Annotated in this window: 29 protein-coding genes; 11 read left to right on the top strand and 18 right to left on the bottom strand. The window is 63.1% G+C overall.

All coding sequences use genetic code 11. From position 1 onward, the window contains the following. The first annotated feature begins 21 nt into the window (after nt 1-21). The 3 genes from AC1DJB_RS13985 to AC1DJB_RS13975 all read left to right on the top strand — a co-directional run bounded on the left by AC1DJB_RS13985 (nt 22) and on the right by AC1DJB_RS13975 (nt 2,248). Nucleotides 22-1,329, top strand: coding sequence for an aminotransferase-like domain-containing protein (locus tag AC1DJB_RS13985; protein WP_441437714.1), 1,308 nt, complete (start codon nt 22-24; stop codon nt 1,327-1,329). Then, complete coding sequence (locus tag AC1DJB_RS13980) at nt 1,326-1,754, top strand: universal stress protein (protein WP_059388730.1); 429 nt, start codon at nt 1,326-1,328, stop codon at nt 1,752-1,754. Before AC1DJB_RS13985 ends, AC1DJB_RS13980 begins: the two co-directional genes overlap by 4 nt. A 155-nt stretch (nt 1,755-1,909) precedes the next feature. After that, nucleotides 1,910-2,248, top strand: coding sequence for a hypothetical protein (locus AC1DJB_RS13975; protein WP_113990649.1), 339 nt, complete (start codon nt 1,910-1,912; stop codon nt 2,246-2,248). Here AC1DJB_RS13975 and AC1DJB_RS13970 read toward each other — a convergent pair. The 5 genes from AC1DJB_RS13970 to AC1DJB_RS13950 form a co-directional block, all read right to left on the bottom strand. Continuing rightward, the gene (locus AC1DJB_RS13970) at nt 2,245-2,709 is read right to left on the bottom strand and encodes a phosphatase PAP2 family protein (RefSeq protein WP_441437713.1); all 465 of its coding nucleotides are present in this window, start codon (nt 2,707-2,709) and stop codon (nt 2,245-2,247) included. The genes AC1DJB_RS13975 and AC1DJB_RS13970 overlap by 4 nt on opposite strands. Continuing rightward, nucleotides 2,702-4,309, bottom strand: coding sequence for a dihydrolipoamide acetyltransferase family protein (locus tag AC1DJB_RS13965; protein ID WP_476910541.1), 1,608 nt, complete (start codon nt 4,307-4,309; stop codon nt 2,702-2,704). Before AC1DJB_RS13965 ends, AC1DJB_RS13970 begins: the two co-directional genes overlap by 8 nt. A 57-nt stretch (nt 4,310-4,366) precedes the next feature. Next, entirely contained in the window at nt 4,367-5,347 is a 981-nt protein-coding gene (locus tag AC1DJB_RS13960) for an alpha-ketoacid dehydrogenase subunit beta (protein WP_284988948.1), read from the bottom strand. Next, nucleotides 5,347-6,555, bottom strand: a complete 1,209-nt coding sequence (pdhA, locus tag AC1DJB_RS13955) for a pyruvate dehydrogenase (acetyl-transferring) E1 component subunit alpha (RefSeq protein ID WP_476910540.1) — start codon at nt 6,553-6,555, stop codon at nt 5,347-5,349. The genes AC1DJB_RS13960 and pdhA overlap by 1 nt, the downstream gene beginning before the upstream one ends. A gap of 143 nt (nt 6,556-6,698) precedes the next feature. After that, complete coding sequence (locus AC1DJB_RS13950) at nt 6,699-7,817, bottom strand: histidinol-phosphate transaminase (protein ID WP_441437711.1); 1,119 nt, start codon at nt 7,815-7,817, stop codon at nt 6,699-6,701. Between the two features lie 120 nt (nt 7,818-7,937). Here AC1DJB_RS13950 and AC1DJB_RS13945 point away from each other — a divergent pair, with 120 nt between their 5' ends. Then, nucleotides 7,938-8,363 carry a phage holin family protein gene (locus tag AC1DJB_RS13945; protein WP_441437710.1) on the top strand — a complete coding sequence of 142 codons (426 nt, stop codon included), beginning with the start codon at nt 7,938-7,940 and terminating at the stop codon, nt 8,361-8,363. 52 nt (nt 8,364-8,415) lie between these two features. Here the strand turns inward: AC1DJB_RS13945 and AC1DJB_RS13940 are convergent, their stop codons facing one another. Together AC1DJB_RS13940 and AC1DJB_RS13935 are read right to left on the bottom strand one after the other, a co-directional pair. Next, complete coding sequence (locus AC1DJB_RS13940; protein WP_441437709.1) at nt 8,416-9,786, bottom strand: hypothetical protein; 1,371 nt, start codon at nt 9,784-9,786, stop codon at nt 8,416-8,418. Continuing rightward, complete coding sequence (locus tag AC1DJB_RS13935; protein ID WP_306964618.1) at nt 9,786-10,094, bottom strand: hypothetical protein; 309 nt, start codon at nt 10,092-10,094, stop codon at nt 9,786-9,788. Before AC1DJB_RS13935 ends, AC1DJB_RS13940 begins: the two co-directional genes overlap by 1 nt. 192 nt (nt 10,095-10,286) lie before the next feature. On the opposite strand from AC1DJB_RS13935, the gene purB reads away from it, so the two are divergent. The 3 genes from purB to AC1DJB_RS13920 all read left to right on the top strand — a co-directional run bounded on the left by purB (nt 10,287) and on the right by AC1DJB_RS13920 (nt 13,067). After that, nucleotides 10,287-11,729, top strand: coding sequence for an adenylosuccinate lyase (gene purB, locus AC1DJB_RS13930; protein WP_284988944.1), 1,443 nt, complete (start codon nt 10,287-10,289; stop codon nt 11,727-11,729). A 50-nt stretch (nt 11,730-11,779) separates the two neighbouring features. After that, entirely contained in the window at nt 11,780-12,439 is a 660-nt protein-coding gene (locus AC1DJB_RS13925; protein WP_059388738.1) for a histidine phosphatase family protein, read from the top strand. Between the two features lie 124 nt (nt 12,440-12,563). Further along, nucleotides 12,564-13,067, top strand: a complete 504-nt coding sequence (locus AC1DJB_RS13920; protein WP_059388739.1) for a GNAT family N-acetyltransferase — start codon at nt 12,564-12,566, stop codon at nt 13,065-13,067. A gap of 33 nt (nt 13,068-13,100) precedes the next feature. Here AC1DJB_RS13920 and AC1DJB_RS13915 read toward each other — a convergent pair whose 3' ends face one another. Further along, entirely contained in the window at nt 13,101-13,994 is an 894-nt protein-coding gene (locus AC1DJB_RS13915) for a cytochrome c oxidase assembly protein (protein ID WP_332602846.1), read from the bottom strand. 226 nt (nt 13,995-14,220) lie between these two features. Here AC1DJB_RS13915 and AC1DJB_RS13910 point away from each other — a divergent pair, with 226 nt between their 5' ends. Further along, nucleotides 14,221-14,655 (top strand): acyl-CoA thioesterase, encoded by a 435-nt coding sequence (locus AC1DJB_RS13910; protein ID WP_441437708.1) that lies wholly within the window; start codon nt 14,221-14,223, stop codon nt 14,653-14,655. Nucleotides 14,656-14,833: 178 nt separating this feature from the next. Here AC1DJB_RS13910 and AC1DJB_RS13905 read toward each other — a convergent pair whose 3' ends face one another. From AC1DJB_RS13905 to AC1DJB_RS13885, 5 genes are read right to left on the bottom strand one after another with little or no spacing between them, the layout of a single operon-like run. Further along, entirely contained in the window at nt 14,834-15,583 is a 750-nt protein-coding gene (locus AC1DJB_RS13905; RefSeq protein ID WP_059388741.1) for an SDR family oxidoreductase, read from the bottom strand. A gap of 57 nt (nt 15,584-15,640) precedes the next feature. Further along, a complete protein-coding gene (locus AC1DJB_RS13900) occupies nt 15,641-16,981 on the bottom strand; it encodes an MFS transporter (protein WP_441437707.1) in 1,341 nt (446 codons plus the stop codon). Between the two features lie 57 nt (nt 16,982-17,038). Next, nucleotides 17,039-18,052 (bottom strand): 5-oxoprolinase subunit C family protein, encoded by a 1,014-nt coding sequence (locus AC1DJB_RS13895; protein ID WP_441437706.1) that lies wholly within the window; start codon nt 18,050-18,052, stop codon nt 17,039-17,041. Further along, on the bottom strand, nt 18,049-18,771 hold the full coding sequence (locus AC1DJB_RS13890) for a 5-oxoprolinase subunit B family protein (protein ID WP_307053205.1): 723 nt from the start codon (nt 18,769-18,771) through the stop codon (nt 18,049-18,051). The genes AC1DJB_RS13895 and AC1DJB_RS13890 overlap by 4 nt, the downstream gene beginning before the upstream one ends. A gap of 1 nt (nt 18,772) precedes the next feature. Continuing rightward, the gene (locus tag AC1DJB_RS13885; protein ID WP_059388744.1) at nt 18,773-19,561 is read right to left on the bottom strand and encodes a LamB/YcsF family protein; all 789 of its coding nucleotides are present in this window, start codon (nt 19,559-19,561) and stop codon (nt 18,773-18,775) included. Between the two features lie 611 nt (nt 19,562-20,172). Here AC1DJB_RS13885 and AC1DJB_RS13880 point away from each other — a divergent pair. Then, on the top strand, nt 20,173-21,099 hold the full coding sequence (locus tag AC1DJB_RS13880; RefSeq protein WP_059388746.1) for a LysR substrate-binding domain-containing protein: 927 nt from the start codon (nt 20,173-20,175) through the stop codon (nt 21,097-21,099). Nucleotides 21,100-21,240: 141 nt separating this feature from the next. After that, nucleotides 21,241-21,462, top strand: a complete 222-nt coding sequence (locus AC1DJB_RS13875) for a hypothetical protein (protein ID WP_059388747.1) — start codon at nt 21,241-21,243, stop codon at nt 21,460-21,462. A 112-nt stretch (nt 21,463-21,574) separates the two neighbouring features. Here AC1DJB_RS13875 and AC1DJB_RS13870 read toward each other — a convergent pair whose 3' ends face one another. Together AC1DJB_RS13870 and AC1DJB_RS13865 are read right to left on the bottom strand one after the other, a co-directional pair. Then, a complete protein-coding gene (locus AC1DJB_RS13870) occupies nt 21,575-22,249 on the bottom strand; it encodes a 4-carboxy-4-hydroxy-2-oxoadipate aldolase/oxaloacetate decarboxylase (protein ID WP_306964606.1) in 675 nt (224 codons plus the stop codon). Between the two features lie 45 nt (nt 22,250-22,294). After that, nucleotides 22,295-23,503 (bottom strand): aspartate transaminase, encoded by a 1,209-nt coding sequence (locus AC1DJB_RS13865; RefSeq protein ID WP_284988939.1) that lies wholly within the window; start codon nt 23,501-23,503, stop codon nt 22,295-22,297. Nucleotides 23,504-23,797: 294 nt separating this feature from the next. On the opposite strand from AC1DJB_RS13865, the gene AC1DJB_RS13860 reads away from it, so the two are divergent. Next, nucleotides 23,798-24,328 (top strand): hypothetical protein, encoded by a 531-nt coding sequence (locus AC1DJB_RS13860; RefSeq protein ID WP_284988938.1) that lies wholly within the window; start codon nt 23,798-23,800, stop codon nt 24,326-24,328. 1 nt (nt 24,329) lies between these two features. Here the strand turns inward: AC1DJB_RS13860 and AC1DJB_RS13855 are convergent, their stop codons facing one another. The 3 genes from AC1DJB_RS13855 to hpaH form a co-directional block, all read right to left on the bottom strand. Then, entirely contained in the window at nt 24,330-24,764 is a 435-nt protein-coding gene (locus AC1DJB_RS13855) for a hypothetical protein (protein ID WP_284988937.1), read from the bottom strand. Nucleotides 24,765-24,881: 117 nt separating this feature from the next. Further along, complete coding sequence (locus AC1DJB_RS13850) at nt 24,882-25,718, bottom strand: HpcH/HpaI aldolase family protein (RefSeq protein ID WP_441433024.1); 837 nt, start codon at nt 25,716-25,718, stop codon at nt 24,882-24,884. Next, nucleotides 25,703-26,488, bottom strand: a complete 786-nt coding sequence (hpaH, locus tag AC1DJB_RS13845; RefSeq protein WP_441433053.1) for a 2-oxo-hept-4-ene-1,7-dioate hydratase — start codon at nt 26,486-26,488, stop codon at nt 25,703-25,705. The genes AC1DJB_RS13850 and hpaH overlap by 16 nt, the downstream gene beginning before the upstream one ends. Nucleotides 26,489-26,523 lie beyond the last annotated feature (35 nt).

The following is a 26,523-nucleotide window of genomic DNA, read 5'->3' as shown; positions in this document are numbered from 1 at the left end:
TCCGGGGAGTATCCTTTCCATGTGACCCACGAAACATTGGACGCCGGGCCTGAATTGCCCGCGGAAGCAATCGACGCAATAGAGCGAGCAGCAACTGCCGCACACCGCCACGAGGAACTTTTCTCGGAGCGCGCCGCCAACATCAAGCAGTCCGCTGTGCGTGACGTCTTCGACATTTCAATGCGGCCGGGACTCGTGTCCCTCGCTGGCGGAAACCCCTATCTGCAGTCCCTGCCCCTCGAGAAGCTCGGCCAGACCGCGGCCCGCATCATCGCGGAAGAAGGCATGACGGCACTGCAGTACGGCGGCGGTCAGGGCACCGAGGAACTGCGTACCCAGATCTGCGAGATCATGGCCGCGGAGGGCATCATGGACGCCCGCCCGGAGAACGTGGTGATCACCGCCGGTTCCCAGTCGGCCCAGGATGTCGCCACGAAAGTCTTCTGCAATCCTGGCGACGTCGTCCTCGTGGAAAACCCCACCTACGTGGGTGCCCTGAACACCTTCGAGGCCTACCAGGTCCAGGTTGAGGCCGTGGACATGGACGACGACGGCTTGGTTCCGGAGCTCCTCGAAGCCAAGATCGCTGAGCTTCAGGCCGAGGGCAAGACCATCAAGTTCCTCTACACGATCCCCAACTTCAACAACCCCTCCGGCATCACGCTTGCTCCGGCGAGGCGTCAGCGCATTGTCGATATATGCCGCAATGCGAATATTCTGGTGCTCGAAGACAACCCTTACGGTCTTTTGCGCTTCGACGGCAAGCCGTTGGAACCAATGCGTGCCGCGAATGAGCACGACGTCATCTACATGGGCTCGTTCTCCAAGATCTTTGCCCCGGGACTGCGCATCGGGTGGGCCCTTGTACCCGAGCACTTGCAGCGGCGCTTCTACCTGGCTTCGGAAGCCGTGACCCTATGCCCTCCCACCCTGAACCAGATGATCATCTCCGCATATCTTCGGGACTACGACTGGCGCGGGCAGATTGACACCTACCGGGCCCTGTACGAGGAACGCTGCAATGCCCTGCTGGTGGCGCTGGAAGAGCACATGCCTTCCGGGCTCAGCTGGACCAGGCCCGAGGGCGGCTTCTTCGTCTGGGTCACTTTGCCCGACGGCGTCGACACGTATCCGTTGCTCAAGAGGGCAATCGCCGCGGGGGTCGTGTTCATCCCCGGCGCGGCGTTCACGCACTCGGACGAACCATCCAACAAACTGAGGTTGGCTTTCAGCGCAGTGCCACCGGAGTCCATCGCCGAAGGTGTCCGCCGATTGGCGCCGGTTTTGCAAGAAGCCATTGATGTCATCAGCAAAGGAGCAGATATATGAGCGGAATAGTCCTCGTCGGAGTCGACGGCAGCGTAACAGCGAGAAGGGCCGCCGATTCGGCAAAGAATTTGGCGACCGCACTGGGCGCGGAACTCCGCGTCATCACCGCTTTTGAAGGCGCCCACGTGGAGGTCGTCGAAAGCGGAGGGGACAAGTGGATTCTCTCCGACGCCGACGCCGCGGAGAAGGTCGCCAGCAAAGTCGCCGCAGAACTCGCCTCCGAGCAATTGACCACCAGCTACGGGGCCGTCTTCGGCAAAGCCGGAGAGGCCTTGGTCAAGGAAGCCGAACGAGTGGGTGCCCAAGTGATCGTGGTCGGTAACCGCCGTATGCAGGGACTGGCAAGGGTTCTCGGCAGCGTTGCGAACACGGTGGCGCACAACGCGCCGTGCGACGTCTACATTGCCAAGACGGACGAACCGTAGGGAACACGCCGACCCCTGGACTTTGACGGGGATCACGCGTTGTGGTGGGCGGTCTCACCCCGATTTTGGCCGAGCGGCTAGGATGCCGCCGATAAAATTGAAGTGGCCCCCAAGGGCGCGAGCCGCCCATCACATCAACCCGTAGGGGATCCCTTTTGCTTACTCTGCAGCCGCGCCAACGCGTCGGACACGACATTCTGCTCGCCCGCCATGGCAACCACATCAGTTCCATGCGCTTCGACCGGGCGAATGACCGCATCGTGGCACTTCTCGACGACGGCTCGGTGGACAGTGCCCCGAACATGATCTCCCCGTTGCTCCAGATGCCGGAGACCTTCCGCAGCATCCTTCGTTCCGACTGGAAATTGTTGCTTGTGGTTGCTTCCGCGATGCTCGCCGTCGGAGCCCTGGCGATGGTGCTGTCATTCGGAATGATCGGCAGCATGAGCGATCAGCAATTGCGCGACCTCGCGCTCAGCTACACGTCCTACTAGCCCGCGGAAATTGCCGAGGCATGGCCGCTGATTTTCCACGCGAGGCTGACCGCGGCCAACACCGTGATGCCGCCAATCAGTGCAAGGATCATCGCTGAGACGCTCGTCGGGGCGTGGATGAGATTGAGGACCACCAGCCCCACGACCACGGACACGAGCGCAAGCATCAGCAACGGCGCCCGCTCCTTGCGATCACTGACGTGGTGGTCGCTGAGTTTGCCGAGCCACACCATGAGCAGGACGTAGGCCAGCGGCAGCACGCAGACAAAGAGCGCCGCCAGGACACCGAACCATATCGTGCCCGGGAAGCCTGGTTCCACCGCAGGGCTCAGGAGCAGCAGGACGGATACGACGGCGGGCGGCTGGAAGACTTCCGTCAGGACCCTGGCAACGCGGTGCCGCTCTCCCCTAACGCCGCGCTGCCCGCGCCGCCCGTCCTTGATGCCGCGATGCTCAGTCAAGCAGCAGGGCAGGTTCTTCGAGGATGGATGCTACGTCGGCCATGAAACGGGCAGAGAGGTCGCCGTCCACCACGCGGTGGTCGAACGAACCGCCAAGCGTTGTGATCCAGCGGGGGATGACCTCGCCGTCGAGCACCCACGGCTTTTGCTTGATGGTGCCGAACGCGACGATTGCCACCTCACCGGGGTTGATAATAGGCGTTCCGGTGTCGATGCCCAGGGCGCCGATGTTCGTGATGGTCAGCGAGCCGCCCTGCATCTGCGACGGCTGGGTCTTGCCGGCGCGTGCCGTGCTGGCAAGCTCATTGAGGGCGAGGGCCAGTTCCTTGAGGGAAAGATCCTGGGCATCCTTGATGTTCGGAACCATAAGCCCTCGGGGCGTCGCCGCGGCAATACCCAGGTTCATGTAGTGCTTGACGTGGATCTCCGCGTTTCCGTTGCCATCGGCGTTCTCCACCCAGGTCGCGTTAACGCTCGGATTGCGCGCCGCGGCCCAAATCACAGCCTTCGAGAGGATCAGCAGCGGCGATACTTTGATTCCCTCAAAGTCCCTGGAGGCCTTGAGCCGCTTGACGAATTCCATGGTGCGGCTGGCATCCACGTCAACGAAGATACTCACGTGCGGCGCCGTGAACGCCGACTCCACCATGGCCTTGGCAGTGGCCTTGCGGACGCCCTTGACCGGGATCCGTTCCACTCGCTGATCCTGCGGCTTCTTGGACGCACCCCAGAACTTGTCTGCTTGGTCCACCTCGGCATCGCGCTGCGACTGGTAGCTGACCAGATCCTCACGGGTCACTTCGCCGCGGGCTCCGGTGGGAACGACGTCGGCCAGGTCAATCCCAAGTTCACGGGCGATCTTGCGCACGGGCGGCTTGGCCAGCACCCGGTTGACGAGGCCACTGACCGTTGCACCGATGCCGGTGAGACCCGGCGCCTGGTTTGCGGATGTCTGGCTTGCGGATGTCTGGCTTGCGGATGTCTGGCTTGCGGTTGCGGGCTGTTGTGCGGCAACGGGCGGCAGGGCCGGAGCGCTGGGCTCTGCCACTCGCTCGACGGCGGTCTCGACGGCGGCGGGTGCCGCGCTCGGCGCCGCGGCGGGTACCGAAGCAGCACCTTCCGGGCGCTTGCGCGGGCGGCGCTTGACCGCGTCGGCCTTGGGACCGGAGCCAACCAGCGGGCCGCCGGCCGGACCGCCGTCGGACGTTCCGGCGTCGTCGGGCAACTTGCCGTACATCGAGGCTTCGAAGACCTGTTCCGCTGCAGGCGCGGCGGCGGGCGTCGCGGCGGCGGTCGGAGCCGCAGGCTGCTCGGCGAGCGGCGCACCGGGCGCTGACGCGGGCGCGGTGTCACCCGGCGCATTGTCCGAAATTCCGATAATCGCGGTCCCTACTTCAACCGTGATGCCTTCGGCAACGAGCAATTCCGCCACGGTGCCGGCATACGGGGACGGCAATTCCACGAGGGACTTGGCGGTCTCGATCTCGCAGATGACGTCGTTGATGGCCACGGTATCGCCGGGCTTGACCTTCCAGGAGACGATTTCCGCCTCGGTCAGGCCTTCGCCGACATCCGGCAGGTTGAATTTCTTAACAGTCACTTAGGTCCTCGATCTCGGCTGGCCCGTCCGCGTGGCGGCGGGTGCAATCAGGGGCGGCTAGTAGGCCAGGGAACGGTCCAGGGCTTCGAGGATCTTGTCGATGTCCGGCAAGTAGTCCTCTTCCACCTTCGCCACGGGATATGGCATGTGGAAACCGCCCACGCGGATGACCGGAGCCTCCAGGTGCAGGAAAGCACGCTCACTGATCCGCGCAGCGATCTCGCCGCCGATCCCTCCGAACGTCGGTGCCTCGTGGGCAACGATCAAGCGGCCGGTCTTCTTGACGGAAGCCGTGACGGTGTCGAAGTCGATGGGGGAAATCGAGCGCAGGTCGATCACTTCGATGCTGTGCCCGTCCTCTTCCGCGGCCGCTGCTGCGGCCAGCGCGACCGGTACCAGCGGCCCGTACGCCACGATGGTGGCGTCGGAACCTTCGCGCAGGACGTGCGCTTGGAAGGGGTCCGAAGCCAATCCGGCGTTCTCGGTATCCACCTCGCCCTTGAGCCAGTAGCGGCGCTTGGGCTCGAAGAAGATGACCGGGTCCGTGCAGTCAACGGCCTGCTGGATCATCCAGTAGGCGTCGTGGGCGTTGGACGGGGTGATGATGCGCAAGCCGGCGGTGTGGGCGAACAGTGCTTCCGGTGATTCCGAGTGATGTTCGATCGAGCCGATGCCGCCACCGTAAGGAATGCGGATGACTACGGGGACAGTCAACTTGCCGCCGCTGCGGGAGTGCATCTTGGCCAATTGGGTGGTGATCTGGTTGAACCCGGGGAACACAAAACCGTCGAACTGGATTTCGCAGATGGGACGGTAGCCGCGCAAGGCGAGGCCAATAGCCGTGCCGACGATGCCGGACTCAGCCAGTGGGGTATCCACCACCCGGTCTGCGCCGAACTCCCTGATGAGTCCGTCGGTCACGCGATAGACGCCGCCCAGCGGGCCGATGTCTTCGCCCATGAGCAAGGACTTCGGGTTATTGGTGAGCGAGGCACGCAGGCCTTCGTTGATGGCCTTGGCAATGGTCATAGTGGTCATCAGTTGCCTGCCCCCTCTTCCTCGTTGCCTTCGAATCCGGCGGAGTATTCCTCGAACCAAGCAAGTTCCTCGGCCACCAAGGGGTGCGGCTCGGCATAGACACCCGCGAATGACTCGCGGAAGTTGGGACCCTGCAGGCCTTGCGTGGTGCTGCGGACGTGAGCGGCGAGCTTGTCGCCGTCGACCCTGACTTGCTCAAAGAAAGCTTCGTCGGCGAGGCCCTCGTTGCGGAGGTACTTCTCAAGACGATCCAAGGGATCCTTGCCCCGCCATGAAATCTCCTCGGCGGATTCGCGGTACTTGGTGGGGTCGTCCGCCGTCGTGTGGGCACCAACGCGATACGTGTATGCCTCAATGAGCACCGGGCCGCGGCCTTCCCGTGCGTGCCCAAGCGCCCACTCGGTGACCGCATGGACTGCGATGACATCGTTGCCGTCAACGCGGATGCCCGGGAAGCCGTATCCCTTGGCCCGGTTGAACAGCGGAACCTTGGTCTGGACCTCGGTAGGGACGGAGATGGCCCAGTGGTTGTTCTGGCAGAAGAACACCACGGGAGCATTGTAGGAAGCCGCGAAGACCATGGATTCGTGGACGTCGCCTTCGGAGCTGGCACCGTCGCCGAAGTAGGCCACCACAGCAGCCTTCGGGTCGTTGGAACCATTGGCTTCCGCAAGCTTCTGGTCGCGCTGGATTCCCATGGCGTAACCGACGGAGTGCAGCGTCTGGGCCGCAAGGACGAGGGTATAGAGATGGAAGTTGTTCTCGGTGGGATCCCAGCCACCATTCGAAATTCCGCGGAACAACTTGAGGAGTTCCGCCAGGTCCACATCGCGGGTCAATGCGACGCCGTGTTCCCGGTACGTGGGAAAAATGTAGTCCTGCCGTTGGGTAGCCCGCCCGGAACCGATCTGGGCGGCCTCCTGGCCGGTGAGGGGAACCCAAAGTGCCAGCTCGCCTTGGCGCTGGAGTGCAGTGGCCTCCTGGTCGAAGCGGCGGACCTTGGCCATGTCGGCATAGAAGCCCCGGAGTTGCTCAGGATCAAGGCGCTTGGCGTAGTCCGAGAAGACTGGATCTGTCCCTAGCTTGCCGTCCGGCCCCAGCAGCTGGATCATCTCGGCAGCGGGATCGCTTGAAGCGCCTCCCGCAGGAGACTGCTGATCCAGTCCCGTTCCGTTGATCCCGGGGGTGGGCAATTGAGTTGCGCCCATTCCGTCTCCTTGCCTGCCACAGCCGATGCTGAGCAATATTCGCTGATATATGCCGATTCCGGAATGCATTCCGGAATCGGCATATCTTGGCTTTCGTCCCTTACTTTATCCGCAGTAAGGGACGCAGGGGCATTTGTTAACCGCTAGGAAGGCAGCGGCGCTTTTGTATAGGACGCACAGAGTTCCAGGAATCGAGTATTGGCCTCGACCTCTCCAATGCTGACCCGGACACCTTCGTTGCCGAAGGCCCGCACGGACAACGCCCGCTCGCCTGCCAGTCCGGCAAATTCGGCGCTATTCTCGCCAAGATTCAGCCATACGAAGTTGCCTTGGGCCTCGGGCACGAACCATCCGAGCTCGCGAAGTCCCGCGGTAACCCGGTCCCGCTCGTCCACCAGGCTTTGTACCCTTTCAACAACTTGGTCGAAATTCTCCAACGAAGTAATGGCGGCGCGTTCCGCAATCTGCGAGACAGCAAATGGGGTGGCAGCGACGCGCAGGTGCTGGGTGAGATCCGGACCGGAGACGCTGTATCCAACGCGCAGCCCGGCAAGGCCGTGAGCCTTGGAAAAGGTACGGAGGACCACGACGTTAGGGTACTTGCGGTACAACTTGATGCCGTCCACGGCGTTCTCGTCCCTGACGAACTCCTGGTAGGCCTCATCGATGACCACGACGACGCCCGCCGGAACCGACTGGATGAACCGTTCAGTTTCCTCGGCCGTGAGGATGGGACCCGTGGGATTGTTCGGCGTGCAAAGCAAGATCACCTTGGTGCGGAGGGTCACGGCGGCCGCCATGGCCTCGAGATCGTGACGCCCATCGGAAAGCAACGGGATCTGGACGCTCTCGGCACCGGCCAGTCCTACGGAAATGGGGTAGGCCTCGAAGGAACGCCAGGCGTAGATGACCTCATCAGACTTGCCGTCGTGGTTCTGTCCGGCAAAGGTGGACAAGATTTGGTTGAGGGCCCCGAGGCTTCCGGCCCCGGTGACGACGTCGTCAGCGGGAATTCCCAGGAAGTCAGCGAGCGCCGTGCGCAGCTTGGTGGACAGCGGGTCCGGATACCGGTTGATGTCCGACTGATCAGCGATCGCCTCGAGTACGGCGGGGATCGGGGGTAGCGGGTTTTCATTGGACGACAGTTTGTAACTGGTCAGGCCCTCAATCGCGGCGGGCGGCTTGCCTGCGGCATATTTGGGGAGCCTGTCCACCACCGGGCGGGGACGCACGCCCTCCGGTGCGTTGTCAGAAGAATTCATGGCACCAGCCTACTTGCAGGGCTTCGGGCCATGCTCGAAGCCCCTTGGCCTGTGCACATGAAAACCGGCGCATGTGAAAACGATCGCGTGTGAAACCGGCGCGTGTGAAAGCATGGGCGTATGGGTTCATTCATTGTGCGTGTCCTGATCAACGGACTGGCCCTCTGGGTTGCCAGTTGGATTCTGCCCGGGATGGATATTTCCACGTCGGCAACTACCAATGCGGTAAGCAACGCGGGGGTCACTCAAGGGGGCGACACTTTGGGCGTGGTTCTTGCCTATCTCTTCATAGGGCTCATTTTTGGCATCGTCAACGCCTTCGTGCGGCCTCTGGTCAAGCTGCTCTCCCTTCCGATCACGATCCTCACCCTCGGCTTGTTCACGATTGTCATCAACGCGGCCATGCTGTCCCTGACAGCCTGGCTCAGTAGCTACACGCCGGTACACCTCACCATCGACCGTTTCCTCTGGACCGCAGTTCTCGCGGCGATCATCATCAGCCTGATCTCCATGGTGGCCAGCTGGATTCCAGGCGGTAGGCGGTAACAGGCCGTGAGAGGCCGTAAGTGGCCTTCGCCAGCATGTTCCTCGGCTTTCCTCACCGCCCTCCCCGAGGGGCCGGGGGCGCTTCGCGGTTCAGCTTGAACCGGCTCACCTTGGCCACTCCTCCGGCGCCCAGTATCCCGCCCAGAGCGGCAGTGGAAGCGGCCAGTGAAGGATCGGAACTGAGCTGCACCAGCTTCGCCCCTTCCTCATAGCGTGAGAGCTTGTGTGCCGGCCCAATGCCTGGGTCCTCACCGGGTTCCAGGATCACCGGACTGGTCATGGTGACCGTGACTCTGTCCTTGGTGTCCGGATTCGCTTTGCCTTCCGCGCCGGGTACCCAATCCTGTTCGTGCTCCAAGTGCAGGCTCCCGATGCGGGCCTGCGGGGTAATCCCGCCGACGGGCGATCCAGCTGTCACCACAAACTTGAGGTCATACTCGGCGAGGAACGCTTTGTCCTTGCTCAGGTTCATGGCGTGGATTCCGCCTTGGCTGTGGCCGACTGCCACCACCGTTTCGCCGGCCGCGGCGCCAGCCTCGAGCAACGCCTGACGGATGGCCTTGCTGGTTTCCATCGAGTTGTAACCCAGCGCTTCGGCAATCCCGGCCTCGTCCAATGGATTTCCCCCTCCCGGCGGGTTGCCTGGCTGGGTGCCCGGAATCAGCACCACCCACGCCCGTTCGCCGCCCTTATCTACCTGCATCACTTCAATTTCGCCCTCCGACGTGGCGCCGACGTGATCCAGTTCCCTGAGCATTCCTGCTGCCGACAGGTCCACGCTCTTGGTGGTTGCCTCTCCCCGGCTGACCGTAATGGGACGTGGCTTGAGGAAAGCCAATGCGGGAATCGCGACGATCGCTCTCAGGACTGCACCGACATCAGTGGGCCCGACGATTGCCCCTGCAAGGTTGGCCGCGGCCGGCGGTATCCCCACCAGCAGCTCCAATATCCGGGTCAGGTCCCGCACGGCTCCTTCGGTGGCGCCCCTCAAGCCAACGTCGAGGGGAGCAGGACCAGTCGCAGGACCTGGCATTCCCAATCCCATCCGCAACCTGATCGCCGCATGTGATTCCGCAAACTCGTATTCACGATGGCTCGCCCTGACCCCGTTGCCGATCCGCTGAAGCTGTTCGCGGACGCGTCCAATGTCCCGGCCGCTCTCACCAACGGCGATGATTGCGTTGCTGCCGCTCGCGTAGGACGAGGCCTGGTGCGGGAAGAGAGCCACCCTCACCGCTTCAGCCTCCACTTCAATGGCCTGCAGTTGGAGCACCAGTGCGTCCAGCGCGGCGGCGCCAGCAAGCAGCTCTTCGAATTGGAAATGGATTCCCCCGACTCCGCCGCGTATCCGCAATGTGCCATCCGGCTCGGGTGCTCGGGGGTGGGGTGTTCCGCCCGCGCCGATAGGAGCGACCTCGGCCATCAGAAGCCAGGCTGGAGTTTCGTAGCCACATTTTGGGCATGGCGAAGGGTCGCTTCAGCTGCCTCATGCAAGGCATCACGCCCCCTTCGAAGGGAGGCGGCCTGCAAAGCCAGCGTGGTCCGGTAGGCACGGCCGGCCGGCGACTCCCATTGCTCGAGTTGCAACTGAGCAAGCCTTGCAAGAACGGCATCGGCTTGGTCGGCGCAGATCCTCATCCGCCATCCGAGCCTCTGGATCTCCGCGCCTCGTGAAATACACTGCTGCGAATCCAGATCCGTTCCTCCGGCCGCCATAAGAATGCCGCTCAAGACGTTGCCCTCCTCCGTGTCCATTGATGTTGTGGCACCGACGCTACGTTGTGCCCCGACGGCTCGGAACCGCCGTGATGGGCTATGTGGATAACCTGTAGGAAACGTGGTCGGGGAGGGGAAGCTGCGACGCTATTCACATAGAGAAGTCCGGCTTAAGGGCGCGAGCCGAGTTCATGAAAGAATTGCCCCATGCCTGAAACCGTCGCCGCCGCTGTTACCCGTACGCCCTCTGGACGCCTGGCCCTCGCCGCGTCGCCGGAGCCGATCGCCCTGGGCCCGCTGGACGGCCGGTACCAGTCCGCCGTCGCTCCCCTGGTCGACTACTTGTCCGAGGCCGCGCTGAACCGCGACCGCGTTGCCGTCGAGGTCGAGTGGCTCATCCACCTGACCAGCAACAACGTACTTCCCGGCGCCGGACCCCTCACCGCCGAGCAGCAGGAGAAGCTGCGCGCCATCGTCACCGAGTTCGACGCCGCTTCGGTCACGGAACTCGCTGAAATCGAAGCCGTCACGGTCCACGACGTCAAGGCAGTCGAGTACTACATCGGCCGCCGCCTCCCGGCGATCGGTATCGAGAAGCTGACCGCGATGGTGCACTTCGGCTGCACGTCGGAAGACATCAACAACCTTTCCTACGCCCTGGGCGTCAAGGGCGCCGTGGAAGATGTCTGGCTCCCTGCAGCCCGCGCCTTGGTGAAGCAGATCGAGGCAATGGCCGAGGAGAACCGCGCCGTCCCGATGCTTTCCCGCACGCATGGCCAGCCGGCCACTCCCACTACCCTTGGCAAGGAACTGGCCGTCATCACGCATCGCCTGAGCCGCCAGCTGGACCGCGTTTCCAAGACCCAGTACCTGGGCAAGATCAACGGCGCTACCGGCACGTATGCTGCGCATGTCGCTTCCGTTCCCGGCGCCGATTGGCAGGCCGTAGCGCAGTCCTTCGTTGAGGGACTGGGGCTGACGTGGAACCCGCTGACCACCCAGATCGAGAGCCACGACTGGCAGGCCGAGCTCTACGCGGACGTCGCCCGCTTCAACCGCATCCTGCACAACGTCTGCACGGATATCTGGAGCTACATCTCGATTGGCTACTTCCGCCAGATCCCGGTAGCAGGCGCCACCGGCTCCTCCACCATGCCGCACAAGGTCAACCCGATCCGCTTCGAAAATGCCGAGGCCAACCTGGAGATTTCCAACGGCCTGTTGGACACCCTGGGCGCCACGCTGGTTACCTCCCGCTGGCAGCGAGACCTGACCGACTCTTCTTCGCAACGCAACATCGGCGTCGCATTCGGACACTCGCTCCTTGCGATCTCGAATGTCGCCAAGGGGCTGAAGGCCCTGGACGTTGCCGAGGACGTACTGGCGGCCGACCTCGACACCAACTGGGAAGTCCTGGGCGAAGCGATCCAGATGGTCATGCGCGCCGAGGCCATCGCCGGGGTCGCTGGAATGGAAAACCCGTACGAGCGGCTCAAGGATCTCACCCGCGGCCAGCGCGTCGATGCCGTCCGCATGCAGGAGTTCGTCTCGAGCCTGGGATTGTCTCCCGAAGCCGAGGCACGCCTCCTGGCGCTTACTCCAGGCAAGTACACGGGCATCGCGGACCAGTTGGTGGACCACCTGAAGTAGCGGCCACATGGGCCCTGCGTTTCCGAATCGACGTAAGGAATTGTGTCAGCATGAGGCTCTTGCTTATCCGCCACGGGCAAACCCCTGGAAACGTCTTGGGGCAGTTGGACACGGCGTTTCCCGGTCCGGGACTGACTGAACTTGGCGAACGCCAGGCCGCTGCGCTCCCGGAGTCCCTCGCCAACGAAGACATCACGGCCATCTATGCATCCACGCTGGTCCGCACCCAGCTGACCGCCGCCCCGCTTGCAAAAGCCCTCGGGCTCGAGGCCACTGTATTGGACGGCCTGCAGGAGATTGAGGCCGGGGCCCTGGAGAAACTCACCGACCACGAGTCGCACCACCGGTACATGAGCACCGTTTTCGACTGGACCGACGGGGAACTCGACGTCCGCATGCCGGGAGCTGGTGATGGACACGAGTTCTTCGCCCGCTACGACGCTGCCATTGCCAAAGTGGCAGCGTCGGGCGACGAAACCGCCGTCGTGGTCAGCCATGGTGCCGCGATCCGCTGTTGGGCAGGCCGCCGTGCCGTGGATGTTGGCCGTGAGTTCGCCGCCACCCACCAACTGCAGAACACCGGAATCGTGGTGCTCGAAGGCGATCCGGAGACCGGGTGGCGGCTGCTGCACTGGGACCAAAGCCCCGTAGGCGGACTTGCCGTGGCCGACCGGACGGTCGAGGATCCCACCGGCGACGCCGTCGAATAGGGGCTGGTTGGGGTCAGTTCCGCCTCACCGGTATTTCTCCGGACGCTTACGCGGAGGAAACACCGCGGTAACCCCCGCTTCTTAGGCTTGATAGGCATAACCCCCTTCGGCGAAAGAGGTTCCGATGCAGACAAATCCGCGGCTCAACATCAGACAGGTCACCTGGGCAAACCCGGTGGGTGCGGACCTCCGCGCAGCGCAGCAAGCGGAACTGGACGCACGTTTCGGCAACTCGGACCACGAGCCCGGACCCGCGCCGTCGGAAGCAGATACCGCCGTCTTCGTTGTAGCCTACGAAAAGTGTTCCGGCCAGCCCCTGGGTTGCGGAGGGCTAAGGATCCTGGATGCCGAGACGGCCGAAATCAAGCGGCTATACGTCGTCCCGTACGCCAGGGGTTCAGGAGTGGCCAGTTCAATCCTTGCCGCGTTGGAGGCGCAGGCACATGCCCACGGTTTCAGCATGATCACCGCGGAAGCGGGCTCGGCCCAATCGGACGGCCGCAGCTTCTACGAAAGCGCCGGGTTCGCTGCGGTGCCAAATTTCGGCCCCTACATCGGTGTCACCCACTCGCAGTGCTACGCCAAGCCGATCGATTCGCACAGCGCATCGCACACCGCAATGGCGTGAGGCACAGGGGGATGGCCTAAGGACGGGACCGGATCAATCCAGGCTGCGTCCGCCTTGGCCCAGATGCGCCCGATTCAGAGCTTCGATTTCTTCGTCGCTCAGGTCGTCGAAGCTCTTGGCCTCGTGTTTGTCGCTCCGGGAGAAGCGGACAAACATCAGGATGATGAGGGGAAGATCCACAATCTCTGCGAGGAACCACATCAGGTCTCCCGCGAGTTGCTGGTCGCGCAAGGGTGAGGGGAACCAGCCTGGCTGATTGCCCAAAACTGACGTGGCGCCGTCGAGAATTTCCGGGCTGAGCCGCATCAGGACCCCAGGCACTGCGTCGGCAAGTAGCTCAATGAATACAAAGATGAACTCGACCACAATGAGCGATGAGGTGCGTCCTGCGCCGTCTTCCATGATCGGTACGGTCATGAGGAGGCCCATGACGGGCACGAGCAACGTCAGGATGACGTCGGCGGCGGGGTTGGTCCGCAGCACGTAGAAAAACGGGGTCAGGAACACTGTGAACATTGCGAGCCCCAGAAGCGCCGCCACGAGCGTGTTGCTGAGCATGCGAACGAGCCGGTGCCCAAGCACAGCTTCCACCCTCGCCGCACCCGCGGGGCCAAGGGTCTGCCTGGCAAGGGTTAGCGGCTTGCCCAGGCCAACCAACAGCGGGACCACAAACAGATAGGACGTCACTTTGAGGGTGAATGCCCACCTCAGGTCGTGGCTGTAGGTTCCCGGGAATCCAAAGCTCAGTGCCGCGAAGCTGCCCAGGCCGAGGGCGAAGAAGGCAAAGGAGTTCCACAGGGGCCAGCGGATATCACGGCGCTTGGCAGCAATCAGGCCCTTTGAATACAGGGCGACTGCGGCAATAAGAATGACCAGGGCAGGCCAGTTCATGGACCAGGCGCCCAATACAGCGTCCAACGGTGGCATGGTCAGTGATCCAAGGCGGAAGGCCGGGCGCTCAGCCAGGCGCTACGGCGGGTTTTGTCGATCTTCATGGTGTTCCTCCAGCGCGTTCCCGGTGTACCGCATGGTGCGCGAATCGGCGTGTCGTGTTGTGCCCTGAACCGGGTGCACCGTATCCATGTTACGGAGTCGCGCCAAGCATGGCACGCCGCAGGAGACGCAGGCGCCCGGCCTCGGCTAATCTCGCATTATGGAAAAGGCTGACATCACGTTCCGGACGCGCAAGTGGATACGCCCGGAGGACCTCAACGCCAACGGCACGCTGTTCGGTGGAAGCCTGCTGAAATGGATCGACGAGGAAGCGGCAATCTACGCAATCCTCCAGCTTGGAAACGGCCGCGCCGTCACCAAGTACATCTCCGAGATCAACTTTGTCAGCTCGGCCGTCCAAGGCGATCTGGTGGAGATGGGCCTGACGGCGGTCCGTTTCGGCCGGACGTCACTGACCATGCGCGCGGAGGTGCGCAACATGATCACCCGCGACAGCATCCTGACCATCGAGGAAATCGTGTTCGTCAATCTCGGCCACGACGGCCGCCCGGAACCGCACGGCTACACGGAAATCACCTATGACCGTGACCGCATCCCCACGCACCATCTGACGCAAGCCCTCAACGAGGACTGAGCGCCCGACGTCGGGCCCTCCCTAGCGGGCGGGCCCGCACCAAAGCTCCTTTCCCCGGAAACGGGTGCTGGCGGCCGCGAAATTCGCGGCCGCCAGCTTGTATTTCCAGCAACGGGAGTGATGTCACTGGAACTTCGGGGCGCCCAGACGGGCGCGACGCCTCAAGGGAGGCGGGGGGTCAGCGCCTGTCGAAGGTGAGACCACCGGGGACCTGGAACGTCGGCATAAGTTCCAGCATGCCCACATTGACGTGGCGCGGGGTTTCGATGGCGTAATCGAGCGCGTTGACGATGTCGTCAGTGGTCAACGACTCGTAGCCTTCGTAGTACGTCTTCCATGCTTCTTCCATGGCTTCAGGCGTGCCGCCCATGTTCCGGCCGAAGATCTCGGTTTCCACACGCCCCGGGCAGATCTCGGTCACGCGGATGCGCTTGCCGACCGTATCGTTCCTGAGCTGGCGGGAGATCTGGTGCACGGCGGCTTTCGTGGCGTGGTACACCGTGTGGCCATAGAAGTTGTAGACGCCTGCGATCGAGCTGATGTTGATGACGTGGCCAAGGTCGCGCTCCACCATGCCCGGCAGGACCAGCCGCGTGAGCTGAAGCAGGCCGCGAAGGTTGACGTCGATGAGCTCGTCGATGTCCTGCTCGGACGAGTCCAGGAGGTTCCCGGGCCGGGAAACTCCGGCGCAGTTGACCAGGACGTCGACCTTCAGCTCGCTCACGACGGCGGTCAGGGCAGCTGTGTCGGTCAGGTCAACTACGTGCGGGATGGCACCCGTACGATCGGCCAGTTCGCTGAGGCGTTCCTCGTTGCGGGCCACGGCGTGAACGGTCAGGCCCCTTTTGGCCAGGCGCTCCGTGATCGCGGCACCCATACCGGTTGACGCTCCGGTGACGAGGGCGGTGGTGTAGTCGGAAAAAGACATCGGTTCTCCAAAGAGTGGAAATGGAAGGCACGAAGTGTGCCCGGAGGTCAGCGGCGCCTAAGCGTCGCGCAGGGGTTCGTGTGCCCGGTCCTTGACCGTGCTCACGGCTGCGAGCGTGCCGAGTGCCGTGACGACTGCGTAGAAGGCCGGCATGTAGATGTTGCCGGTGCTGCTGATAAGCCAGGTCATCAGCAACGGAGCGGTTCCGCCGAAGAGCGCGGAGGAGATGTTGTAGCCGAGGCCGTAGGCGGAGTACCGAACCCGGGTGGGGAACAGCTCAACGATCAGGATGTGGATGACTGCCGTGTGGCCGGCGAAGACGATGGCCATGATCGAGGCGCCAAGGATAGCCAGGCCCATGTTTCCCGTTGCGATGAGGGCGTAGGACGGAATGCCCAGGATGGTCATGGCGATGGCGGAGCCGGCGATGACTTTCTTGCGGCCGATGCGGTCGGAGAGGGCACCCATGAAAGGAATGGCGATGCAGATGACAACCAGGCTGCAGGCGGTGATGAACAGTGCCTCGCCGATGGTGAAGTTGAGCTGCTTGCCTTTGAGGAACGTAGGCATGTAGGAGAACAGGACGTAGTAGCCGGAGCCGTTCATGAGCGGGATGAAGAGGGCAAGAACCATGGCCCGGCGGTGCTCAGCGGACTGGAAGGCTTCCTTGAGCGGGTTCTTGGAAAGGCCGCCTTCTTCCTTGAGCTTGGTGAAGTTGGGGGTGTCCGCGATGGCCTTGCGGATGTACCAGCCGATGACGCCCATGGGAACGGCGACCAGGAAAGGAATGCGCCATGCGAAGGAGCCGAAGCCACCGCCGTCGATCGCGGCCTGGGTGAGCCACGGAGACATGGAGAACGCCACAAGGGTGCCGGTGAGGAGGGCTGCGAACGAAGCGATCTGCGCGTAGGAAGTGATGATGCCGCGCTTGCCCTCGGGGGCATGTTCAGCGAGGAAGGTCATGGCGCCGGCGGCTTCGCCGCCGACCGAGAAGCCCTGCAGGAGCCGCAGTAGGACGAGCAGGATGGGAGCCGCAATGCCGATGGCCGCGTACGTGGGCAGGATTCCGATACCGGCTGTGGCGACGCTGATCAGCAGAATGACGAAGACCAGTAGCTTTTGTCTGCCGATCCGGTCGCCCAGGTAGCCGCAAACAACCGCGCCGAGGGGCCGGACGAAGAACGAGACGGCGTAGCCGGCGAAGACGAACAACAAGGCGTTGTCCGGGTTACCGGGGGCGAGGAATACCAAGGCAAGTGTTCCGGCCATAAACGCGAAGATGCCGTTGTCATAAAGTTCCACGAAGATGCCAACGCAGCCTGCGGTGACAACCTTGCGCGTTTGACGGCCTGTGAGCCGTTCATGCTGCACTTGTGCAGCGTTGGTGTTAGCGGTCATGACATTTCCTTCTTGATGTTGAGCGTAGCAACGCCTATTGGTTTTGACGACAGGTTTTTAGCTGCATGCCGCAACCGGGAGGTCCTGCCACTGGGGTCGGCATCCAATGCCAAGTAGTCCGAAGACTGTGTTGACGGATTCGCGGAGGGTTTCAAGCTGCGCCCGCGAGCGCCGGTGGGCGGAAGTTGCCTCCGCCACTGTTGTTTTCCTGAAGCGGACCTTGTCGCCCGGGCGGGCTTGGGCAAGGACGTCCAGGCCATTACTGGTGACCACGGCGAGGACTGGATATCCGGCGGTGACGCCGCGTCCCCGGTGCAGTACCAGCAACTCTTCCCGGGAAGGAACCTCGACGGCGCCCACTGGGACCCCGCGTGAAAGCACTTCACCGTTTGAGGTTCTTTCCGGAAGTTCGCCGCCAAGCCTCAGGCCGATGTGATTGCTCCGGCCACTTACGGCGTATTCCGAGGTGAAGAGCAGCTCGGCGGAATCGCCAAACTCGGCGACATCCGGACCGTCAGTCACATCGACCATCAATTCCTGCCCCATGTCCGGCCGTTCAAGTCCAAGCCGGAAGAGCGGAAGGTCGAAGTACGGTTGGCGAACAGGGCCCACGCTGCGGCGGGTCAGGAGGGTGGTTCCTTCCTTGAGCTGCAGGCCGAAGCCCACAACGGTGTCCGGGGCACAACTACCCAGCAGCGTCGGTGCCTCCACGGAGCCGTGGACGGCCAGGTAGGCACGGAGGCCCCGGTTGATTCCCCGGATGGCCACCGTCTCGCCCGCTCGGACCGAAACCGGTTCCCATTGGCTGCACGGACGCCCGCCGACGGTGAGCGTCAGCGGAGCCCCCGTGACTGCGATCAGGATGTCGGAGTGCGCCTTCATCCTGAAGTCGAGGGCCGTGATCTCCACGAGGGGATCGTTGTCCAGATTGCCGGCCAGGATGTTGGCGGCCCGGGCCGAATACTGGTCCAAGGCGCCGTTGACAGGCAATCCAAAGCGAGGTCCACGGAACCGGCCAAGGTCTGTGACCACGGCGTTGCCGGGTTGCTGAATGAGGATGTGCCCGCTCATGGCCTTGGTTCCAGTTCCTTGCCGACGTAAGAGCCGAACTCTCCGGCCTCGATGCGACGGAAACGGAGAATGTCTCCTGGCTTGTAAGGGACAAGTGGTTCACGGCGAATGTTCAGGACAGTCAAAGGGGTCTGACCGATGACGCACCAACCACCCGGTGCGGAAGCGGGAGCGATGACGGCTTGGCGTCCGGCCACGGCCACTGCCCCGGCCGGGACGCTGAGCCGCGGATCCTTGAGGCGGGGCACAGGCTTGGGGAAGGCGGGACCGTCCATCATGGGCGAGCCGGCAGGAGCACCCAGGCAGCGGACGGTGTAAGTCTTCTCGGTGTGGACGCGGATGACTTCCTCGGTGGAGATGCCCTGGTATTCGGCTACTTTCTCCAGGTCGGGACCGTATTCGCCGCCATAGACCACCGGAACATCAAATTCACGGGGTGCCTTTGCGGCACCGGCGGACCGGCCCATTTCGAGGAGTCCCAGCTTGACGAACGCGCGCACCTGACGGGCCGACACCAGGACGGGGTCGAATTCCACCAGCACGGAATCGTAGGTGGGTACCGCGCCGTGAAGGCCCTCGGCGCCACAGCTCTCCAGCCAGTCGGCAAGACGGTGGACCGTGAGCCAGTTGTCCTCGCTTGCTTCGGCAAGGGCGACGACGCGCAATGCGGAGTCTCCTGATTCGTAGATCTCGGTGGGAGCCGCCATGAGAACGGACATGTCAGGCCGCCTTCCTCTTGGCATCCATGACTTCGGTCAACGGGGCAATGCGGACGCCGGCCGAAACGAGCTCCGAACGGATCAGCCGGGCGAGCTCGACGGCGCCGGGGTTGTCCCCGTGAAGCAGGACGGTGTCCGCGGAGATGTCGATGTCAGTGCCGTTGGCGCATCGGATCTTGCCCTCGCACACCATGCGGACGGTTCGCTCGACAATAGCCGAGGGATCGTGCAGCACGGCGCCCGGCTGGCTGCGCGGGACCAGGGTCCCGTCTTCCTGGTAGGCACGATCGACAATGCCCACAATCGCCACGTCCAGGCCGGCGGAACGTGCCGCCTTGGCCAACTCGCCCTCCTGCGCGACCACGATCAGTTCGTTGTCCACGCGGGCAGCGGCCTCAGCCACGGCCTCCGCGTAATCCGCCCGGACGGCGACGAGATTTCCCAGCCGGCCGTGCGGCGCGATGTGGGTCACCTTGGTTCCGTGGAAGGCAGCGAAGCCGTTCAGGGCGCCCAGTTGGTAGAGCACATCCGCACGCACTTCGTTGGCAGTCAGGCCCATGTCCCGGCGGCCGAAACCACGCAGGTCCGGGAAGCTCGGGTGGGCTCCGATTCCCACTCCGCGGCGAACGCATTCGGCGACCGTGGCGTCCATGATGTCCGGATCGCCCGCGTGGAACCCGCAAGCGATATTGGCACTTGAAACGATCTCCAGAAGATCGGTGTCGCTGCCTATGGTGTAGGCACCGAATCCCTCTCCAAGATCCGCTACAAGATCAATTGTCGGGTTCACGTGGTTCTCTTTCCGTGGTTCTGCATTGGGGTCCGGCAATTCCGCTCGAACGGCTGGAATATCCGGTAAACTCAGTCGCCTTTTCGATTGAAAGTGTTTAGCTAAAATTCTTCAATCCGGGGAACTGTCGGTAATTCTTTGGTGATAGAAGTCTCGCACCCACGAACTTCGGGCACAAAGACCTATTCCCTATCACGGGATAGCTCCCGGTTATGACCTACGGCACACATGCTGGTGGCGGAGACGGCATGCTGCCGGGCCGCCGTCGTCGTCCTCCGTGCTGAAGGTCGACGACGGCGGGCGGCGGCGCGCGCGGTGGACCTGCCGCTGTTGCCGGAGGGCGATGTGCCCGAAAGTCTCATGGGGTGCTCTTTGCATGACGATCGATTTGTGAGGCAGCGTCCCGAATGCGTCTATATTTGGGTATCGGGACAATTCGGATGATGGGGAGTCAACGAACTGTCAGTAAATGGTTGGGAAACGCCACCATGGGGATGTGGATCTCAAATTAGTCGCTGAGAGACAGGTCACACAAAGACGGATTGTGTGTCCCTACATAGAATTTCCTTATGGCATCCAGGCCCCAAGTGGACTTGGAGGAAGGCAGACCGATGGATACGCGGAAGCTCTCATATTTTGTAAAGATCGTCGATTCGGGGAGCATCACCAAGGCCGCTGCAGCGCTCCACGTCGCCCAGCCTGCCCTCAGCCAGCAGGTGTCGGCACTGGAAAGCGATTTGAAGCAGCGCCTGCTGATCCGCAGTAAGCAAGGTGTCGAGCCGACCGCCGCGGGGCACACACTCTACCGCCATGCCCAGACCATCCTGCGGCTTGTTGAACAAGCGCGGCAGGACGTAGCGACATCCGGGGCCGCACCATCGGGCAGGGTGTCCATCGCCATCGCACCGTACAGCATGGCCTCCAGCCTCACACCGCAGATCATCCGGGAGGTCGGCCGGCGATACCCGGACATCGTGGTGCATTTGACCGAGATCTTCGGGGGCGTGCTGAGCGAAGCAATTAAGAACGGGCGCCTCGACATGGCCCTGATCTACGAGCCGGGGAAGATCCGCGGGGTTCAGTTCACCACCATGATCGTGGAAGACCTGCACCTGGTCACCCACGAAGACGTCGATGTTGCCCAGGGCCGCACTACTGTCACTCTTGAAGAAGCCAGCACCCTTGGACTGTTCCTCCCCGAAAAGAACCACACCCTGCGCCAGATCATCGAAAAGGGACTGGCCGAGCACGGGTTGCCCCTGCGGCTCGTAGGAGAAGTGGAGTCGGTTCCGTCGCTTGTCCGGCTCATCCGCGCAAACCTCGGGGCCACCGTGCTGCCGAAATCGGCTGCCGATGCGCTCTTCCCTGATGAGAACTTCAAGGTCCTGCGGATCGTCGAACCGGCCCTGCAGAGCAAGATCGCCCTGTGCACCCCCGACCACGAACCGCTGTCAGAGGCCGCCTCTGCCGTGCTCATCCTGGTCAAGGAGATGCTGCAGCAACAGTTGATCAGCAAGTACGCGGCCGATCCATCCTAGGGTTGATCCATCCATAACATTGCCTTATCCGGACAGACATCTTTGGTCTTATTCACGGGCATTTTTATTTCCTATTATCGAATTAGCAAGTAATTCGAAAGCGGCTCGCGGATTCCGTGAACCCAATCAAAGGAAACAGCGGTGAAAAAGATCAGCCAGACCCGGTGGGTTTCGAATCCAACCCTCGGAACGATCAGCGCACGGACCGGATTCCACTGCCCTAGGAACGGTTTCTGGCGTCCTTTGGGCGGCGTGGGCGAGCCCCTCTTCGTCTTCGAAGGAAGCCTCATGCCGCCCCATGCCGGACACAGCATCGAGTGGTACCTGGTCGACGCACGGCCAGGACACCCCGGACTGGACTGACTCGACTAACCACCCAAGGCGCCTTGCCCCAGGCAAGGCGCCTTCTTCGTGCCCGGAAACGGGCGCGCAAAAGGCCGGCCACCGCATTCGGTGACCGGCCCCAGCGTGACAATCAGTCTTCGACCAGCAGTCCCTTGGCCTTCAGCTTTTCCGTTAGTCCGCACAACTCGATGGTGGTGCCTCCGGCGTGGTAGGCCTTGATGAGGTCGCGTTCGGCGTCGTCCCGGGCCTGGGAGAGCGCGATGACCTCCTCCGCTTCCTCACGGCGGACGACAACGACGCCGTCAGCGTCACCGCGGAGGATGTCTCCGGGGTAGATGATCTCATCGCCGAACACCAGGGGGTGGTTGATGGGTCCGAGGGTTTCCTTGACCGTGCCTTTGATGCAGACGCTGCCCGAGAATACCGGCAGGCCCAATTCAATGAGGTCCTGGGTGTCCCGCACGCCGGAATCCGTCACCATCGCCGCAATGCCCTTGGCTTTCATGGCATTGCCCAAGACGTCGCCGAACGTTCCGGCGTCGGAAAATTCCTGGGCACCGACCAGGACCACGTCGCCGGCCTGGGCGTAGTGGATGGCAACCTGCAGCATGAGGTTGTCCTGCGGGGCACAGGCCACGGTCACGGCCGGGCCGCAGAAGGACATCGAGCGGTCGATCGGCTTGATCTTGGAGCTCAGGGCGCCGCGGCGGCCCTGGGCTTCGTGGATGGTCGCGGAGGAGAACGCCGCGAGGCGGCTGACGACGTCGGCGTCGGGCCTCTGGAACTTGGTCTTGACGTGGATCATTTCCTGAATCTTTCTCTTGGCTGGCTTCTGGGGTGCCCGTGGGGCTTAGTTGAGGGCGCTGACTGCCTTGCGGATCGAGTCCACGCCGGCGTTGATGGTCTCCAGCGATGTGGCGAAGGAGATCCGGAAGTAGGGGCCAAGGCCGTAGGCCGAGCCCTGGATGACGGCGACCGCAGCCGCGTTGAGGAGGTACAGCGTGAAGTCCTGGTCGTTCTCAATGACCGTGCCGTCCGGAGCGGTCTTGCCGATGACGCCGCTGCAATTCACGTAAGCGTAGAAGGCACCCTCGGCCGGCGCGACGGAAAGTCCGTCTATGGCGTTGAGGCCTTCGACGGCGACGTCCCGGCGCTTGCGGTACACCTCCACGCTGTCCCGGACGAACGACTGGTCGCCGTTCAGGGCGGCCGCCGCAGCTGCCTGGCTGACCGAGGACGGGCAGGATGAGGTCTGCGACTGCAGCTTGTTCATCGCTGCGATCAAAGGCGCTGGACCTACGCCGTAGCCAAGGCGCCAACCGGTCATTGCGTAGGCCTTGGAGACTCCGTTGACCAGGAGGATGCGGTCGCGGAGGGTCGGAACGGCAGTGACGAGGCTGGTCACCCGGCCGTCGCCGAAGTGGATTTCGTCGTAGATCTCGTCCGTGAGGATGTAGACATGCGGGAATTCCTCAAGGACGGCACCCAGGGCCTGGAGTTCTTCGCGTGTGTACACGGCTCCCGTCGGGTTGGACGGAGCGTTGAGGATGAGCCATTTCGTCTTGGGCGTGATGGCTTCGCGGAGGGCGGCTGGTGTGAGCTTGAAGCCGGTGTCTTCTCCGCAAGCGACGATCACGGGCGTGCCGTCGTTGGCGAGGACCATGTCCGGGTAGGACACCCAGTACGGTGCGGGGACGATGACCTCGTCGCCCTCGTTGAGCGAAGCCATGAGTGCTACGTAGAGGACTTGCTTGGCACCGCCGCCGATGGTCAGCTGGTTCGCTTCGTAGCGCACGCCGGTGTGGCTTTCAATCCGGCGGAGGATGGCGGTCTGCAGTTCCGGCGTTCCAGTCACCGAGGTGTACTTGGTCTGGCCGGCGTTGATCGCTTCGATCGCTGCCGCCTTGATGTGGCCGGGGGTGTCGAAGTCCGGCTCGCCGACGGTCAGGTCGATGATCGGGATGCCTTCGGCTCGTAGTTCACGGACGCGGGCGGCGGCCGCAACGCTCGCTGAGGACTTGATGCGTGTGACCCTCGACGCCGGCAGGTACTCGGACATTTGTCTTCTCCAGAATCGTGAAACTCAGGATTCGGGTGTCGAATCCCCAATTTCGAGACTAGGCACTGCCGGGCGCCGTGGATAAGACCTAATGTGCGTGGATCAATAAGAGGCCCTTATGACCACCTGATCTATATAGGGATTCTGTGGTCGTTTAGGGACATTTCAACCCCATATGGGAATCTTCCATGCACTTCGCTTATGGGTTCACGCGGTATTGGTATTTCCGCGGCTCTGCGAACACCGCCTAGATTTCATAGATCAGAAGTTCGCGAAGAGTCCGAAAGGGATCCAATGCCAGCCCAATCCGGGTCCCTTCCGGGCCCGTCAACCACCGGCAGGTATACCTACCGGGCCAAGGTTCCAGCCCGGTCCCAAACCGTGGCCAAAGGAGAGCGTGCCAAGCTCACGCACGCCCTCGCGGCGCACAGGCAACTCCTGTCCCATGCTTCGAGCGCCATCCGCACATTGACCGCTGCCCGCAACGAGATGATCGCCCAGGCCCTTGAAGACGGGCTCACGTTGGCCACAATTTCGGCGGTGACCGGGGAAAACATTCGGGCTGTCCGAACCATCGGTTTGGCTTATGACGACCTTCACCCGAGCGGGCTCACGCGAGGCGCGCATGTGGATGGCCTGAGGGCGAAAAGCGAGCAACTCAAAGCAGCCGAAAGGCATCGCGACCGGATCGTTAATCAGCGGGAAGCGTTGATTGTCACGGCGCTCCGCACCCAAGCCTGCGATGACCTTGAACTTGCCTCGCTGACCGGTCTCACACCCGAGCATATCCGCCGGTCAACGCGGGGCATCGCGCGCTCCGCCTAGCTTACTTCGTTGCGTCTTTCTTTTCCGGGGGCGTCCTGCAGCTAAACAGTTCCTGTGTTCCCGTTTTCCTCGCGATGAGCACCGTTAATGCGCGGGCCGACGTCGAGATCGGTTCAAAATGCTGGATCGACCGCGCACCAACGTTCCAAATGCGCTTCACGCCCAGCACCCGGTCGTGCTCATCCGTCGCAACCAAGGGCGGACTTCCCTGCCCTGCCATGGGCCTGCGTTTCCAGCACAGACTGACTACCGTCGCGTGCTCCCAGAATTCCACGGCGGTTACAAAGAATTCGCGCCCCTCATCGTCCAGGAACAGCCCGGACTGCGGGACGTAAACAGCCCGCAGATCGTACTCCACGGGGCCTGGACGCCGTGCAGCCGGCGATTCGGCGATGGCTGCGGCTTGTTGAGGATTGAGATCTGGTTGCGGGACCACGGCATGCTCCATTGAAATTGCGGCCGACCCCCTCCTCGACCGCCCCCGAGCGGCCTCGGGATATCCAATGTAGCTCCGTCCAAGGACCTCCGGAAGAGTACCGACTACCTACCTAGTTCAGTAGCTCGACGGGGCGTCACCTGTCCCGCCTAAGGCCGCTCCGCCGTCGGGGTTTGTTGGGATGAACTTGTCGGCGAGGGCTTCGGTGCCGCGCGCTAGGAGCGCGACGTCGGCGCCGACCAGCAGGAACGAGGCACCGGCGTCCATGTAAGCACGGGCCGTGGCCTCGCCGAAGGCGTTGACGCCGGCCGGTTTGCCCGCGGTCTTTGCCGCGGCGAGGCAGTGCTCGACGGCGGCGCGCACCGTGGGGTGTTCCTGTTCGCCGAGGAGGCCCATGGACGCCGCGAGGTCCGAGGGGCCGAGGAAGATGGCATCGACGCCGTCGACCGCGAGGATCTCCTCGACGGCGGCGACGGCGGCCCCGGTTTCGATCTGGACGGTGACGCTGATGGTTTCGGCGGCGCGGGCGAGGTAGTCCGGGATGCGGTTCCAGCGCGAGGCGCGGGCCAGGGCGGAGCCGACGCCGCGGACCCCGTGCGGCGGGTAGCGGACGGCGGCGATGGCGGCCTGTGCCTCCGCGGCGGAGTTGACCATGGGGATGAGCAGGTCCTGCACGCCCAGGTCCAGGTATTGCTTGAGGAGCACGGTGTCGTTGACCGGCGGGCGGACCACGGCTTGGACGGGGTAGCCGCGGACGGCCTGGAGCTGGGCGAGGATGGATTCGAGGCCGTTGGGGCTGTGTTCGGCGTCGATCAGGAGCCAGTCCAGCCCGGCCCCGGCGCACAGTTCGGCGATGAGCGGGCTGCCGGAACACACCCACATCCCGGCGAGTGGCCTGTCCGCGGCGGCCAGGGCTTGACGGAACGTGCGGTCTGGTTCTACTCGAACCGGCATGTGACAACTCCCAAGGGACCGTAGTCGGCGTGGACGGTATCGCCTTTGTATACCCAGAGGGGGCGGGTGAAGGAGCCGGCGAGGATGATCTCCCCGGCCTTCAGCCCGTCACCGTGCGGGGCGATCTTGTTAACGAGCCAGTGCACGCCGTTGGCGGGGTGGTCCAGGACGCCGGCGGCGACGCCAGTTTCCTCCACCACCTGGTTTTTGTACAGGATCGCCGATACCCAGCGGAGGTCGATGGCGTCCGGGCGAACCGGGCGTCCGCCGACCACCATGGCACCCATGGCCGCGTTGTCCGAGATGGTGTCCACGACGGTCCGGCCCTCCATCTCGATCCTGGAATCCAGGATCTCAAGGGCCGGAACCACGTAGTCGGTGGCGTTCAGGACGTCGAAGATGCTGCAGCCGGGCCCGGAGAGGTCCTTCTTGAGCACGAACGCCAGTTCCACCTCGACCCGGGGGTGGGTGTACTGGTCCCACGCCACCGAGCACCCGGTGTCCAGGACCATGTCATCGAAAATCGCGCCATAGTCCGGTTCCGTGATGCCCGTGGCGGCCTGCATCGCCTTGGACGTCAGCCCGATCTTGCGGCCCACCAGCTTCCGGCCGGCGTCCTCGTTCCGGCGCCGCCATAACTGCTGCACGGCGTAGGAATCCTCCACCGTCATCTCCGGGTAGCGGGCGGTCAGGCGCGGAACCGGGGTCCGGCTCCGGCCTGCTTCTACTAGTTCGTCGGCAATGATTTCTATCGTCTTCGGGTCAAGCATCTCCACACTCCGTTCGGCCATCCTGCGGTCAGCAT

The sequence above is a fragment of the Arthrobacter sp. 01T428 genome (assembly GCF_056398685.1).
Note: the sequence above shows the minus strand (reverse complement) of the source record. Positions and strands in the feature narration are given on the sequence as shown.

Coding starts and splice junctions, on each gene's coding strand:
- AC1DJB_RS13850 (WP_441433024.1), bottom strand. CDS start 25,718: ATGCCGGTTCGAGTAGAACCAGACCGCACGTTCCGTCAAGCCCTGGCC.
- AC1DJB_RS13945 (WP_441437710.1), top strand. CDS start 7,938: ATGGGTTCATTCATTGTGCGTGTCCTGATCAACGGACTGGCCCTCTGG.
- AC1DJB_RS13920 (WP_059388739.1), top strand. CDS start 12,564: ATGCAGACAAATCCGCGGCTCAACATCAGACAGGTCACCTGGGCAAAC.
- AC1DJB_RS13900 (WP_441437707.1), bottom strand. CDS start 16,981: ATGACCGCTAACACCAACGCTGCACAAGTGCAGCATGAACGGCTCACA.
- AC1DJB_RS13895 (WP_441437706.1), bottom strand. CDS start 18,052: ATGAGCGGGCACATCCTCATTCAGCAACCCGGCAACGCCGTGGTCACA.
- AC1DJB_RS13910 (WP_441437708.1), top strand. CDS start 14,221: ATGGAAAAGGCTGACATCACGTTCCGGACGCGCAAGTGGATACGCCCG.
- AC1DJB_RS13960 (WP_284988948.1), bottom strand. CDS start 5,347: ATGACCACTATGACCATTGCCAAGGCCATCAACGAAGGCCTGCGTGCC.
- purB (WP_284988944.1), top strand. CDS start 10,287: ATGCCTGAAACCGTCGCCGCCGCTGTTACCCGTACGCCCTCTGGACGC.
- pdhA (WP_476910540.1), bottom strand. CDS start 6,555: ATGGGCGCAACTCAATTGCCCACCCCCGGGATCAACGGAACGGGACTG.
- AC1DJB_RS13950 (WP_441437711.1), bottom strand. CDS start 7,817: ATGAATTCTTCTGACAACGCACCGGAGGGCGTGCGTCCCCGCCCGGTG.
- AC1DJB_RS13940 (WP_441437709.1), bottom strand. CDS start 9,786: ATGGCCGAGGTCGCTCCTATCGGCGCGGGCGGAACACCCCACCCCCGA.
- AC1DJB_RS13915 (WP_332602846.1), bottom strand. CDS start 13,994: ATGCCACCGTTGGACGCTGTATTGGGCGCCTGGTCCATGAACTGGCCT.
- AC1DJB_RS13880 (WP_059388746.1), top strand. CDS start 20,173: ATGGATACGCGGAAGCTCTCATATTTTGTAAAGATCGTCGATTCGGGG.
- AC1DJB_RS13980 (WP_059388730.1), top strand. CDS start 1,326: ATGAGCGGAATAGTCCTCGTCGGAGTCGACGGCAGCGTAACAGCGAGA.
- hpaH (WP_441433053.1), bottom strand. CDS start 26,488: ATGCTTGACCCGAAGACGATAGAAATCATTGCCGACGAACTAGTAGAA.
- AC1DJB_RS13925 (WP_059388738.1), top strand. CDS start 11,780: ATGAGGCTCTTGCTTATCCGCCACGGGCAAACCCCTGGAAACGTCTTG.
- AC1DJB_RS13860 (WP_284988938.1), top strand. CDS start 23,798: ATGCCAGCCCAATCCGGGTCCCTTCCGGGCCCGTCAACCACCGGCAGG.
- AC1DJB_RS13870 (WP_306964606.1), bottom strand. CDS start 22,249: ATGATCCACGTCAAGACCAAGTTCCAGAGGCCCGACGCCGACGTCGTC.
- AC1DJB_RS13890 (WP_307053205.1), bottom strand. CDS start 18,771: ATGTCCGTTCTCATGGCGGCTCCCACCGAGATCTACGAATCAGGAGAC.
- AC1DJB_RS13865 (WP_284988939.1), bottom strand. CDS start 23,503: ATGTCCGAGTACCTGCCGGCGTCGAGGGTCACACGCATCAAGTCCTCA.
- AC1DJB_RS13905 (WP_059388741.1), bottom strand. CDS start 15,583: ATGTCTTTTTCCGACTACACCACCGCCCTCGTCACCGGAGCGTCAACC.